The organism is Glutamicibacter soli (assembly GCF_052322135.1).
Taxonomy (GTDB): Bacteria; Actinomycetota; Actinomycetes; order Actinomycetales; family Micrococcaceae; genus Glutamicibacter; species Glutamicibacter soli.
In genome coordinates, this window is sequence record NZ_CM125969.1 from 2,994,000 (window position 1) to 3,008,162 (window position 14,163).

Here is a 14,163-nt window from a genome sequence, read left to right on the forward strand (position 1 = left end):
AACCCGCAGGCCGCGGCGAGCTCCCCTTGTCGGGGAACTCACCGCGGCCTGTCTTCGACCTGGTGCTGACGGCGCCTAGATCAACGAGTCGCTCAGGTGGTTCGGAGTGCCGAAGCGGTGGGCGGTGATGGACACTGCCTGCTCGTGCAGGAACGGGAGCAGCTCCACACGACCGGCGCCGGTGACGTTCGAGGCGTAGATCGCCACGTCAGGCTTGCCGTTGGTGGCCTCTGCAACTTCGGAGAGCGACCCGCCGATCAGGCGGATGCGGGCCGAGGACTGCGGACCGGTCTTGGCTGCCAGCTTGGCGGCGCGGGCCGCGAAGCCCGCTGCGTCTTCGCGCACCACGGTGACCGAGTGCTCGGCCAGCAGGTTGCGCACGCCGCGCGGCAGCTCGACGTCAGCGGAGAACACCACGCGCGATCCCGCGGTCACGCCGGCGGCCAGCACGCGCAGCGCCTCGGCAATGCCGTGGCCGCTGGTCTCGTTCTCGTAGCGCACGGTCACGTCCACCGGGCGGTAGCGGAACACGTTGCGCTCGGCCTGCAGACCTGAACGGTCCTTGGCCTGGTTGAACTCGGTGTTCCACCACAGCTTGTCGCTGCCCAGGGCTGCGGACAGCCACTGGGTGTCGGCCTCGTCCAGACCCGCGGTGATCAGCAGGCGCTCATCGAAGGTGGACAGCGCGGCGGTCTCGGTGACCGGCGCATCGGTCCACGAACCCATGCCGACCAGGTAGTTCGGGCCGCCAGCCTTGGTGCCGGCGCCGATGGCCGACTTCTTCCATCCGCCGAACGGCTGGCGCTGCACGATGGCGCCAGTGATGCCGCGGTTCACGTAGATGTTGCCGGCCTGGATGTTCTCCAGCCAGTAGGCCAGTTCGTCCTGGTCCAGCGAGTGCAGGCCCGAGGTCAGGCCGTAGTCGATCTCATTGACCATGGCCACTGCTTCTTCCAGGGTCTCGGCAGTCATCACGCCGAGGATCGGGCCGAAGTACTCGGTCAGGTGGTACTCGCTGCCGCGCTTCACGCCGTAGCGCACGCCCGGGGAGTACAGCTTGCCCGAGTCGTCGAGCTGCTCGGGCTTCAGTTCCCAGCGCTCTCCGGCGCCCAGGGTGGTCAGGCCGCGCTTGAGCTTCTCGCCCGGCTCGCCGATCAGCGGGCCCATCTGCGACTCGGGGTTCCACGGGTAGCCGACCTTCAGCGACTTGACCGCGTCGATCAGCTGGCTGTTGAAGCGGCGCGAGGTGGCCACCGAGCCGACCAGCACGACCAGCGAGGAGGCCGAGCACTTCTGGCCTGCGTGGCCGAAGGCCGACTGCACCACATCCTTGGCCGCCAGGTCGAGGTCCGCATGCGGGGTGACGATGATGGCGTTCTTGCCCGAGGTCTCCGCAAGCAGCGGCAGGTCCTTGCGGAAGGAGCGGAACAGCTCGGCGGTCTCGTAGCCGCCGGTCAGGATCAGGCGGTCGACGCGGGCGTCGGAGACCAGCTGGGTGCCCAGCTCGCGCTCACCGACGAAGACCAGCTGCAGCACGTCCTTCGGCACGCCGGCGTCCCACAGGGCCTTGACCATGACGGCGCCGATGCGCGCGGCCTGGCTGGCAGGCTTGATGATGACGGCGGAACCCGCGGCGAGGGCCGACAGGGTGGAGCCGGCAGGGATCGCCATCGGGAAGTTCCACGGCGGGGTGACCACGGTCAGCTTGGACGGCACAAAGGTCGCACCGTCGACGGAGTCCAGGTCGCGGCCGCGCTGGGCGTAGTAGTGGGCGAAGTCGATCGCCTCGGAGACTTCCACGTCGCCCTGGTCGATGGTCTTCCCGCACTCGGAGCCGAGCACCTCGAGCATGGTGGCGCGGCGCTCTTCGAAGAGCTGGCCGGCGCGGTGCAGGATCTCGGCGCGCTTGGCCGAGCCCAGTGCCTGCCAGCCGGCGGCGGCGTCCACGCCCATGGCGATGGCCTCATCCAGTTCCGAGGAGGAGTGGATGGTGTGCGAGGAGACCAGGTCCTTGCCCAGCGACGAGTCCTGCATCTTGGCCAGGATCTCGCGGCCCCAGGCGCGGTTCTGGGCCAGGTCCGGATCGGTGTCCGGGGTGTTGAAGAACCCGGTGGTGCCCTCGATCAGGCCCTGGACCTTCCCGGCCAGCGCCTCGTCCTGGATCTGGCGGTTCTGCACGCGGTGCGGAGCCGGGACCTGCTCGCTCATGGCCTCCAGGGAAGCCAGGAAGCGGTCCTTCTCGCGCTGGAACAGCGCCTCGTTCTTCTCCAGCTCGAAGACCGCGGACATGAAGTTCTCCTGGCTGGCGCCCTCTTCGAGGCGGCGGATCAGGTAGGCGATCGCCACGTCGAATTCTTCCGGGTGCACCACCGGGGTGTAGAGCAGCAACTCGCCGACCTCGCGGCGCACCGCCTCGGCCTGGCCGGTGGCCATGCCCAGCAGCATCTCGAACTCGATGCCCTTGGTGACGCCGCGGGACTTGGCCAGCAGCCAGGCCAGGGCCACGTCGAACAGGTTGTGGCCGGCCACGCCGATGCGCACGTTCTTCACGTGCTCCGGGCGCAGCGCGTAGTCGATGACCATCTTGTAGCTGGTGTCGGAGTCCTGCTTGGTGTGCCAGGTGGCCAGCGGCCAGCCGTGGATGTCGGCTTCCATGGTTTCCATCGGCAGGTTCGCGCCCTTGACCACACGCACCTTGATCGGTGCGCCGCCATCGGCCACGCGGGCCGAGGCGAAGTCCTGCAGCTGGATCATGGCGCCCAGGGCATCCGGCAGGTAGGCCTGCAGCACGATGCCGGCTTCCAGGTTCTTGAACTCGTCCATGGACAGGATCCTGGTGAAGACCGCGATGGTCAGCTCCAGGTCCTTGTACTCTTCCATGTCCAGGTTGATGAATTTCTTCTTGGAGCCGCGGTTGGCCAGCTCGTAGAGCGGCTTGAGCTTCTCGATGATGTGCTCCACCGCCTCGTCGAAGGCCCAGTGGTTGTGCGGGGCCACGGTGGCGGAGACCTTGATGGACACGTAGTCCACGTCGTCGCGGGCCAGCAGCTTGGTGGTGCCCTCCAGGCGGCGGGCTGCTTCGCCCTCGCCCAGGATGGCCTCGCCCAGCAGGTTGACGTTCAGGTTGACGCCTTCGCGCTTGATCTTGGAGATCGCGCCGCCCAGCTTGGCGTCGGAGGCGTCGATGATCAAGTGGCCGACCATCTCGCGCAGCACCTTGCGGGCCGCCGGTACCACGATCTGCGGCACGATCGGCGCCATGACGCCGCCCAGGCCAACTGCCTTGCGCATGTACCACGGCAGGAAGGCCGGCACCTTCGGGGCCAGGGCCTTGAGGTTGGCGGCGGCGACGTTCAGGTCCTCGGGACGGATCACGCCGTCGACGAAGCCGACGGTGAAGTCCAGGCCGTTGGGGTCCTTGAGCACTCCGGCCAGGCGGGCGGCGGAGGCGTCGGTCGGGAACTGCGCGGCTTCGGTGAGCCAGCGGCGGACCAGCTTGATGGCGTCGTCGGCCAGTTCGGCCGGGGTGGTCATGGTGTTGCCGGCGGCGTCGACGGCCGGCGGCACGAGGTGCTGGGTGTTGGTGGAAGACACTTGTGGTCCCTTCGATGCGGTTCGTACATGGGGGTTCGGCACCGAACGCTCAGGTCGTTTTTGGGCTGTGCTGGCCGCCTGCTCCGGTCAGGAACCACGCGCCACGCGAAGCTGTGTGCAAGATTGAGTATGACCCTTTTGCGGGTTAAGCAAAAGTGAACAAAACCGAAGGATTTCATTCGGGTTTGCTAATGTTTCCACAGGGTCTGAAATTCACCGGAAAACGCGGGGGTAAACCATGCTTGAACTGCGCCGATTGCGGCTGCTTCGGGAATTGAGCATCCGCGGCACCATCGCGGAGGTCGCCGACGTGCTCAGCTACTCCCCTTCCTCGGTTTCGCAGCAGCTCACCCAGCTGGAGGCGGAAGCGGGCGTGGAGCTGCTGCGCCGCACCGGACGCACGCTGCAGCTGACCCCGCAGGCCCAGGTCCTGGTGGCCCACACCGAGGAACTGCTTGGCTCCATGGAGCGGGCCGAAGCGGCGCTGGCCGCCACCTTGTCCACGGTCACCGGTACCGTGCGCCTGGCCGTGTTCCAAACCGCCATGCTGGCCCTGATGCCGCCGGTACTGCGCGAGCTGCGCACCACCTACCCGCGCCTGCGGGTGGAGATGAGCCAGCAGGAGCCGGCCGAGGCGCTGCACGAAACCAGCAGCCGCAACTTCGACCTGGTGGTCGCCGAGCAGTACCCCGGGCACGCCGCCCCGCACTATGAAAACCTCGACCGACGAGTGCTGACGCACGACGCCATCCGGTTGGCGCTGCCGGCCCGGGGTGCGGCGGGCAATGCCGAATTCGACCGGGTCGCCACCTTGGAGCACGCCGCGCACCTGCCCTGGGTGATGGAGCCGGAGGGTGCGGCCAGCCGCCACTGGGCCGAGCAGTCCTGCCGGCTGGCCGGCTTCGAGCCGGACGTGCGCTACGAAACCGCGGACCTACAGGCCCATCTGCAGCTGGTGGCGTCCGGCAACGCGGTGGCGCTGCTGCCCGCACTGGTGCTGCGCACCGATTCCGGGACGCTGCGCGCGGTCGAGCTGCCGGGCGCGCCGATGCGCACCATCTTCACCGCCATGCGGCATTCCTCGACCCAGTCCCCGGCCATGCAGGCGGTGCGCTCGCTGCTGCACCGGCAGCCTGGAATGATCGACGAGCAGGGTTCGGCCGACCCGCCGCCGACCAAACGGCTCCTTCGATGAGTTGGGTCACATTTCAGTAACAACGCTCCGGGCGGAACGCGACAAACCGTCCAATTGGTGCCATAGTGGTGACTCGCACCACAAGACCCGCGTCCTGCCCCGGTACATCATCGCGGCGGGCAGAACAGGTTATGAGGAAACATGTCCGACCAGACTTTTCAGATGATCGCGATCGCGATCTACATGGCCGCCATGCTTGGCATCGGCTATATCGCGTATCGCCGCACCAACAACATCGATGACTACATGCTGGCCGACCGCGGCCTGAAGCCCTGGGTGGCCGCGCTGTCGGCTGGCGCCTCGGACATGTCCGGCTGGCTGCTCATGGGCCTGCCCGGTGCCATCTACCTGGGCGGCATGCACGAAGCCTGGATCGCCATCGGCCTGCTCATCGGCGCCTGGCTGAACTGGAAGTTCGTGGCCCCGCGCCTGCGCTCCTACACCGCCATCGCGCAGAACGCGATCACCATCCCGAGCTACTTCGAGAAGCGCCTGAAGGACGGCACGCACATGCTGCGCATTGCCTCCTCGATCATCATCCTGGGCTTCTTCACCTTCTATGTCTCCTCGGGCATGGTGGCCGCCGGCAAGTTCTTCGACTCCACCTTCAACTGGCCGTACATGACCGGCCTGCTATTCGTCGCCGGCATCACCCTGCTGTACACGCTGTTCGGCGGCTTCCTGGGCGCCTCGCTGACCGACATGGTCCAGGGCCTGCTGATGTTCGCGGCCCTGGTCGCGGTGCCTATCGTGGCAGTCCTGCAGGTCGGAGACATCAATACCCTGGGCCAGCGCATCACCGACGCCAACCCCGTGGCCTTCAACCTGTTCTCCTCCTTCGACGGCAACGGCACCTTCCTTGCCATCGTCGCGATCTTCTCCACCGCAGCCTGGGGCTTCGGCTACTTCGGCCAGCCGCACATCCTGGTGCGCTTCATGGCGCTGCGCACCCCGGCCGAGGCCAAGAGCGCACGCCGCATCGGCATCGGCTGGATGTTCCTGACCACCCTGGGCGCGGTGTGCACCGCACTGATCGGCATCGCCTACTTCGCCGACACTCCGCTGGACAAGTCCAGCAGCGAGACCGTCTTCCTGCTGCTCAGCCAGGTCTTCTTCCACCCGCTGATCGCCGGCCTGGTGCTGGCGGCGGTGCTGGCGGCGATTATGTCCACCATGTCCTCGCAGCTGATCGTCTGCTCCTCCGCGCTGGTGGAGGACCTGTACAACATCGCCGGCCGCAAGGCCTCCCCGAAGGCCCTGGTGAATCTGGGCCGCGCCGGCGTGCTGGTTATCGCGGTCATCGCCGTGCTGCTGGCGCTGGACCCGAATTCATCGATCCTCAAGCTCGTATCGTTTGCCTGGGCTGGCTTCGGCGGCGCCTTCGGCCCGATTGTGCTGCTGAGCCTGTACTGGCGCAAGCTGACCGCCATAGGCGCCTTCGCCGGCATGGTCTCCGGCGCCGTGGTCGTCTTCGTCTGGGGCAACATCCCAGATCTTTCGAATGCAATGTATGAAATCGTTCCTGGCTTCGCCATCAACCTGCTGGTTGCCTGGCTGGTGTCCCTGGGCACCTACCGCCACAACGAGCAGGTGCAGGAAGAATTCACCGAAATGGAGAACGAGCTCGGCGTCAAGGTCACCGCCTAAGCGCCGCCCGCGCCAACCTGCATATGGCTCCCGCCATCCCCGGACCCAGGGGACGGCGGGAGCCTTTGTTTTCCTCGAACAGCAGATCGCGTAACAGTCCGAGCACACGTCCGGTTCCTGCCCACCGAACAGCCTTCCACCAAGTAGCCTTGGGATAAGCCGCAAGCTCCACGACGCAGGGGGAATCTCGATGAGCAGCACCAAGAAGTTCACGCACTGGCAGCGCACTGAGTCGCAGTTCCTGGCGGCGGGCGCCGACGCCGTGTATTCGATCGTCGGAAACCTCTCGCAGACCGGGCACTGGATGAAGCAGCTGGGCTTCACGGTGCATGACGACCAGCGCGGAGTCGGCACCAAGGTGGACCTGCTGCCTCCGGGCAAGGTCTTCGGCCCGTTGCACCGGGCCACCGCGCCGTCCGGCTCCATCACCCGCCGCAACCAGGCCGCACGCATGGTCGAGTTCACCCAGCCTCAGCCCGGCGGTTCCATGGTGCTGCGCTGGCGCGTCGACGAGCACGAAGGCGGCTGCATGCTGCACTTCACCGTCGAGCTGCACGGACCGGGCACCACCGCCTTCAAGTTCACCGTGGGCAAGGACCTGTGCGAGGACTTCGCCGTGTCCGCAGCCCGGCTCTACCGGCTGATCGCCCACACCGCGCACATCAAGCTCAACGCCCATGTGGTCATTGCCGGCGGGCGCGGGTTCCTGGGCCGCAACCTCGCCGCGGACCTGGTCTGCCGAGGTGCCTCGGTGGCGGTGCTTTCGCGCACCCGCGAGGCTGATTTCCCCGCCGAACAGTACATCTGGGATGGGCAGCACCAGGGCCCGTGGACCGGTGCCTTCGCCAGCGACCGACCGGTGCACCTGGTCAACCTGGCCGGCGAGCGCGTGGACAAGCGCAACACCGCCCAGAATATCGCCGAACTGACAGATTCGAGGGTGCGCACCACCCGTACGCTGGCCGAGGCCACCGCCAAGGGCTCGAAGCTGGCCACCTGGATCCAGTCCAGCACCACCGCGATCTTCTCCGATGCCGGCGAAACGGAACTCACCGAGTCCAGCCCCATCCCCACCGGCGAGCAGGCGCTGCCCGAGATGACCGGTGTTGCCGCCGCGTGGGAGAAAGCGTTCACCCAGGCTCAGGTCAATGCGAAGCACCGCTACATCCTGCGCACCTCCCTGGTCATGCATCCGGACGCCCCGTTGCTCGGCCCGCTGAATCTGCTGGCGAACACCGGGCTGGGCGGAAAGCTGGGCCACGGCAAGCAGTGGTTCAGCTGGATCGGCATGGAAGATTGGCTGCACGTCATCCGTTGCCTGCTGCGCCTTGAAGCACCTGAAATCCCCGACGGAATCGTGCACGCCACGGCCCCGAATCCGCTGCGCAACGAGGAAGTGATGACAGCCCTGCGCTCGCTGGCCGGGATGCCCGGTGTGCCGACCGGGAGCCTAATTCCCACGGTGGGCGCGGCGGTCATGGGCACCAATGCCCGGGTCATCCTGACAGGACGCAAGGCGACCAGCACTGTCCTTCGCGACGCAGGTTTCGAATTCAAGGAGCTGGATTTCGCGGCGACCGTTGGTCGCTAGCCGGATCCGGGATAGGTCGGTGGATCTTTCGTAGATCCTCCGGCCTTCGCCATGTCATTTTGGGTCACAAAAGCTCAGGCCGAAGCGCTGCCCGCAGCTTCGCGCCATGTCACCGGGCGGCAGTGGGCGACACCGGCCAATGTTCATCGGCCGTTCACCGCCCGGTGTTCCGGCGCTCACCGCAAGCGCTGAGCATGAAACTGTCACACCCCGTGCGCGCAGTGACCTGCCTCTTGACCGTTTGAGAAGGACCGACTACCGACATGGCCAATATTCTCGAAGCTTCATCCCACATCACACGTCCACGAATCCCGAAGCCCAGCGAGCTGTCCAAGCTGCGCCATCAGGTCCAGGCCACCGAAGGCTTGAACGCCAATGTCGCTACCGACGCCGCCTACAACGACGAGCCCCATCCCGAAGCGGCCCCGCGGGTGCTGCCTTTCGGACGGCAGCTGAAGAACATGAGCGAGGTGCGCCATTTCTTCCGGACCAATCAGACGCCGATCTATTTCATTGGCGCGACCCCGGTGAACCTGCTGGGGCTGGACCGCTGGGTTCGAAAGTTCAGCTACATCACCTATTACGACGGGTGGGACGGACAACATCCGCGCGTCTTCACCCCCAGTGAGAAACCCTATGTCGAATTCGACAGCGCCGAGGAGATCAACAACTGGCTGCTGGAGAACTCGGAGGTCCGCGAATTCATCGACTCCCAGCGCACCGTCGGCGGGCCGAAGCCCAAGGTCGCCATGGTGTTTTTCAACGAAGAGACCGAATCCATCTGCGAAGAGCTAGGCTACGACCTGATCCTTCCCCCGGCTGCGCTGCGCACCGAACTTGATTCAAAAATCGTCACTACCAAGCTGGGCAACGCCGCCGGAGCTCCCTCGGTGCCCAATGTGCTGGGCACCGCTTCCAGCTACCACGAGCTGATGGCCTTGGCGCGCAAGGGCAAGCTCGGAAACGACCTGGTGGTGCAAACCCCCTACGGCGATTCGGGCAAGACAACATTCTTCATCGCCAACGAAGAGAACTGGAACCAGTATTCGAAGTACATTCTCGGCGAAGACCTTAAGGTCATGAAGCGCATCAACAACCAGCCGGTGGCCGTCGAGGCGGTCCTGACCCGCTGCGGCACCGTGGTGGGACCGATCCTCACCGAACTGGCCGGTTACAAGGAGCTCACTCCCTACAAGGGAGGGTGGTGCGGCAATGAAATGCACCCAGATATCCTCACGGACTCGCAGCGAGCGCGGGCCATTGAGCTGGTGCGAAACGTCGGCAGCGGCCTGCAGAATACCGGGTACCGCGGCTTCTTCGAAGTCGACGTGCTGGTGGACACCGACACCGATGAGGTGTACCTGGGCGAATTGAATCCGCGCATCTCAGGGGCCAGCGCAATCACCAATGTCACCGCCGGCGCCTACGCGGACGTTCCGCTGTTCCTCTTTCACCTGCTGGAGTACCTCGACGTGGACTTCAAGCTGGACGTGGACGAGATCAACGAACGCTGGCAGGAGATGTCCGGGGCTGACGTATGGAGCCACATGATCATCAAGGAAACCGACGACATCCTCCAGTACCTGACCCACGCGCCGCGCACGGGCAACTACTACCTCGATTCCCGCGGCAAACTGCAATTCTCCCGCTCGGCCCTGGACTGGCACCAGCTTCAGAACCACAAGGAAGCGTTTTTCCTGCGCATCTACGGCGAGCACGACTACCGTTGGAAGGGAGCCGATCTTGGGGTCCTGGTCACCAAGGCCAAGCTTCAGTACGAAGGCAAAAAGAAAACCAAACTCACCATCGATGCCAAGCATTTCATTTCCTCCATCCGCTCCCAGTACAAGGGCATCGACGTTCCTCCCAATGACAATGGACATTGATTCGGCGGGCCCTCCCGGCGATGGCGTCCTTCCCGCCCGGCCTGAACCCGCAGGCGCCCTGTCCATCGCCAACTGGCAGGCCCCGCAGAACGTCAAGCGCTCGTTCCAGAACATCGCACGCATCCACCCGACCGTACGGGTCTCCCGCGGCGATGGGCCGATCGTCAAGCTGCCGCTGGCCGAGGAGAAGCTCGGCAAGCTCGAGGTCGCCAAATCCAGCTTCACCGATCCAGCCCTGACGGTGCGAGGAGTCATCCACGCGACGAATACCGACGCGGTGCTCGTCATCCACAACGGACGGATCCTATGGGAGAAGTACTACAACACGATGACCGCGCAGAGCGACCATCTGCTGATGTCGGTGAGCAAGACGCTGGTGGGCACCTTGGCCGGCGCACTCGCCGATGCCGGGCTGCTGGATGTGTCCCGGCAGGTGTGCAGCTACGTTCCGTCGCTGGCGCGCAGCGGTTATGCCGGGGCCAGCGTGCGCGACATCCTCGATATGCGCTCGGGCATCCAGTTTTCGGAGGAGTATCTGGATCCCAACGCCGAGGTGCGTCTGCTGGAAGAGGCCATCGGCTGGGCGCCGGAGCGCGGATCAATCGGCCCGGTCGGGATGTACGACTTCCTGCTGACGCTCAAGGCCAAGGGACCCCATGGCGGACCGTTTGAGTACCGGTCCTGTGAAACCGACGTGCTGGGCTGGGTCTGCGAGGCTGCTGGCGGAGCTCCGATGCAGCAGCTGCTCTCCGAATACGTGTGGTCGAAGCTCGGCGCCCAGCAGGATCTGCTGATGGGTGTGGACCAATTCGGGACCGGAATGTTCGACGGCGGCTTCAACACCACGCTGCGGGATCTGGCCCGCTTCGGGCACCTCTACGTCAACGGCGGCCGCGCACTGACCGGGAAAGCGGTGCTTTCTCCGGCGTGGATTGAGGATACCTTCCGGCAAAGCGATGAGCTGTTCCAGGCGTTCGCCCAGTCGCCGGGAGAGAACCTGATGCCCGGTGGCCGGTACCGCAACCAGATCTGGTTCCCCAATCCCGCCACGAATGCGGCGGTGGCGCTGGGCATCCACGGGCAGATGATCTACATGGATCCCGCGGTGAAGCTGGTGGCGGTCAAGCTCTCCAGCTGGCCCTTGCCGCAGGATGCTTCCAAGCTCTTCCCCACCCTGCGGGCGTTCGAGGCCGTGGCACGGCACTTGGGATGCCCGGCCTGAACCCGTAGGCCGCAAAGCAACGCCCCGGCCGCTCTCTGGCAGCGTCCGGGGCGTTGCGGCGGGCTGCGCCGCTAGCTGTCGGCGGCGAATTCGCGCAGCGCGCGGTTCGTAAAGACCTGGTAGCCCAGGTCCGGATGGTATCCGTGGATCTCGCGGGTATCGAGCACGTCCATGTAGCGCATGATCTCCATGGTGACGACCTGCCCCGGCACCAGCACCGGGAAGCCCGGCGGGTACGGCGTGACGAACACCGCGGAAACCACCCGTTGCCCGGCGCCGATGCGCTCCTTGATCTGGGCCGAGGAGAGGAACTGGGTGGCCGGGTCCTGATACGTCAGGTAGTAGGCGGCGCGCATGTTGCCGCTGCCGCCACCACCGGCGAACTGCGGGGCAAATGAGCTGAAATCGGGAAGCGGGATCTGTCCCGGCCCCTCCACGGTGCCCATGGCCAGCACGCGGCCGTCGATCCGGCTCTGGCGTTCCAGGCCCTCGGCGATCTTCACCAGCACCTCGATCAGGTGCGCCGCGGCCGAACGGGTCGTGCCGATATTGGTCATCAGCAGCACCGAGCTGCGGCTGGTCTTGTTGACCTGAATCGAATGCCCGTCCATCAGGTAGGTGTGCTTGAACGTGTCCCCGTCCACTCCGGTCCGGCTGATGTCCAGCGTCAACCGCGACGGGTCGACCACCAGCTCGTCCTGCTGCCAGGATTCGTCCCAGACCGCCAGCCCGTCCCGCACCGGATTCGCCGTCCGCGTGCAGCGGTATTCCTCCGGGATCAGGTCCGCGGTGTTCAGGATGCGGAAGTACTTGCTCAGCAGCTTGTTCCGGCTGACTGCCCTGGCGATCGACTGGGCGAGGTCCACCTGCCGCTGGACCAGCGCGTAGCCTTCAAGTTCCGCCTGCCGGCGCCCGATATCCAGCGAAGCGAGGATCTGGTAGTTCGGCGAGGTCGAGATGTAGGTCATGTAGGCTTCGCGGAACGTATTCAGGTTCCTGGCCGCGAAATCCTGGTCGTAGATGTGGATCATGGATCCCTGGCGCAGGGAGGTCAGGGTCTTGTGCGTCGATTGGGTTGAATACACCCGCAGGCGGACGGCCTCGGGATCCGGAATCAGCCGGGTGCGCAACCAGGCTTCGTCGTTGGCTGGATCCTGCGCGGTACCGGGCTCGGGCAGCGCGGCGGCCTGGGCCGCGTAGCGCTCCTGGTACTCTACGGTCTCCATTTGCGCTTCCATACGGGCCGCGGCGGTCATGCCGGTGCGCTGGCGGTAGACCGGATGGAAGCCGGCGAAGGCGAACCAGGCCTCGTCCCAGAGGAACACGAGGTCGGGCTTGATGGCGAGGCATTCCTCCATGACCCGGCGCGGATCGTAGATGATGCCGTCGAAGGTGCAGTTGGTCAGCGTCAGCATCTTGACCTTGTGCAGCAGCCCCTCGCGGCGCAGCTGCAGCAGCCGGCCCTTGATTTCCTGAAGCGGCACCGCGCCGTACATGGAGTGCTCGTTGAGCGGGTAGGCCTCCAGATAGCTCACGTTCGCCCCGGCCAGCACCAGCGAATAGTGGTGCGACTTGTGGCAGTTGCGGTCCACCAGCACGATGTCCCCCGGGGCGAGGATCGACTGGTGCACGATCTTGTTTGCGGTCGAGGTCCCGTTGGTGACGAAGTAGGTGCGGTGGCTCCGGAAGGCCCGGGCCGCCAGTTCGTGGGCCTTCTTGATGGAGCTCTGCGGGTCCAGCAGCGAGTCCAGCCCGCCGGAAGTCGCCGAGGTCTCGGCCAGCAGCAGGTTCTTGCCGTAGAAGTCCACCAGGTCGCGCGCCCACGGCGAATTCTTCACCGAGGCGGCCCGGGAGATCGGCAGCGCGTGGAAGACCCCGCCCGGGCGCTTGGCGTACTTCTGCAGCGCGGCGAAGAACGGGGTGTCGTAGCGGTCGGTGATCTCGGCGAGGATCGACAGATGCAAATCCATGCGGTCATTGCGCGAGAAAATGCGGCGGAAGCGCCCGGTGATCTCATGGGCGATGGATTCAAGCGCAACCCCGGCGATCAGGTACACCGGCAGCTCGGGGCGCAGCTTCTCCAGGATCTGTTCCAGGTCCAGCAGCCCCTGGATCTGGCGCCGGGAGGTGAAGTATCCCGCCATCCGCCCGGCGATGAAGTTCTGCAGCGTGGAACTGAGCCGGCGGCTGGATTCCAGCGAATACCTGGCCGAAAGCACCACCGACTGGATCGAGGGGTTGATGACGATCGCCGCCAGCGCGTCCTCGACGCTGGGAACCACCACGAAGTTGTAGTGGAACGGATCGGTGCGCTGGCGCTGCTCGAGGATTTCCTCCTTGAAGCGTTCGATTTCCTCCGCCGGGCCATTGTCCACCAGCAGGATCTCGACCTGCGGAACCGTGCGCGCGCCGTGCTGCTGGGGGCTGCCATGGGAGGCGCCTCGTTCAGCAGGCTCGGGCGCGACGCTGTCATGGCCATCGGCATCGAAGTACTGGGTCTGGGTCCGGAAGGTCTGGTTGGCCTGGTAGACCAGATGCATGGCGTCCTCGTAGTGCCCGTCGGACATCAGGGCGGCCACGCGGTTGAAGTATTCAAGCCCCGGATTGGCCCAATAGGGTTCGATCGCGGACAGCAGCCCGAGCAGCCGCCCGGCTTCCTGTTCGTTCTCCCGTCGTCCGGCTTCGTCGACCGGGATGGAGGCGATCTCGCTGAGTACGTAGCCCAGGTGTTCCCACGCGTCTTTGCGTTTTCTCCACGCGCTCTCCGGCGTCGCGATTGCCTGCTTGTTGCTCTTGGCTAACCTCATCGTCACGGTTGCCGTTGTCCTCTCAGCTCTGCAGCACGAACCGATGCTCGATCGGTGACGGAAGCGTCCTGCGCTGCCTTCTAATCGAGACAATAGGCGAAATCTTGCGCCCTTTTGAGGCGCAGAAGCGCATATGACGGATTATGATCGGCTATCAGCCAAGAATTCTCCTGCCGTTAACCGGCTTCGCGTTCGCCGCAGCCGGGCTACTGCGCTGGCCT

At 65.4% G+C, this 14,163-nt stretch carries 7 protein-coding genes; 5 read left to right on the forward strand and 2 right to left on the reverse strand.

What is annotated here, in order from left to right; genetic code table 11:
• Positions 1 to 75: 75 nt before the first annotated feature.
• Positions 76 to 3,534: a proline dehydrogenase family protein gene (locus tag ACTX90_RS14200; protein WP_113607221.1), complete on the reverse strand. Its 3,459-nt coding sequence runs from the start codon at positions 3,532 to 3,534 to the stop codon at positions 76 to 78.
• A 298-nt stretch (positions 3,535 to 3,832) separates the two neighbouring features.
• Between ACTX90_RS14200 and ACTX90_RS14205 the strand changes: the two genes are divergently transcribed.
• The 5 genes from ACTX90_RS14205 (at position 3,833) to ACTX90_RS14225 (ending at position 11,135) form a co-directional block, all read left to right on the forward strand.
• Complete coding sequence (locus ACTX90_RS14205) at positions 3,833 to 4,789, forward strand: LysR substrate-binding domain-containing protein (protein ID WP_047120012.1); 957 nt, start codon at positions 3,833 to 3,835, stop codon at positions 4,787 to 4,789.
• 141 nt (positions 4,790 to 4,930) lie between these two features.
• Complete coding sequence (putP, locus tag ACTX90_RS14210; RefSeq protein ID WP_424572827.1) at positions 4,931 to 6,436, forward strand: sodium/proline symporter PutP; 1,506 nt, start codon at positions 4,931 to 4,933, stop codon at positions 6,434 to 6,436.
• Positions 6,437 to 6,626: 190 nt separating this feature from the next.
• The gene (locus ACTX90_RS14215) at positions 6,627 to 8,027 is read left to right on the forward strand and encodes an NAD-dependent epimerase/dehydratase family protein (RefSeq protein WP_052772480.1); all 1,401 of its coding nucleotides are present in this window, start codon (positions 6,627 to 6,629) and stop codon (positions 8,025 to 8,027) included.
• A 263-nt stretch (positions 8,028 to 8,290) separates the two neighbouring features.
• Positions 8,291 to 9,913, forward strand: coding sequence for a biotin carboxylase (locus tag ACTX90_RS14220; RefSeq protein WP_424572826.1), 1,623 nt, complete (start codon positions 8,291 to 8,293; stop codon positions 9,911 to 9,913).
• On the forward strand, positions 9,897 to 11,135 hold the full coding sequence (locus ACTX90_RS14225; protein ID WP_443442278.1) for a serine hydrolase domain-containing protein: 1,239 nt from the start codon (positions 9,897 to 9,899) through the stop codon (positions 11,133 to 11,135). The genes ACTX90_RS14220 and ACTX90_RS14225 overlap by 17 nt, the downstream gene beginning before the upstream one ends.
• 71 nt (positions 11,136 to 11,206) lie before the next feature.
• Here ACTX90_RS14225 and ACTX90_RS14230 read toward each other — a convergent pair whose 3' ends face one another.
• Complete coding sequence (locus tag ACTX90_RS14230) at positions 11,207 to 13,942, reverse strand: aminotransferase class I/II-fold pyridoxal phosphate-dependent enzyme (RefSeq protein WP_443444028.1); 2,736 nt, start codon at positions 13,940 to 13,942, stop codon at positions 11,207 to 11,209.
• Between the last annotated feature and the right edge of the window lie 221 nt (positions 13,943 to 14,163).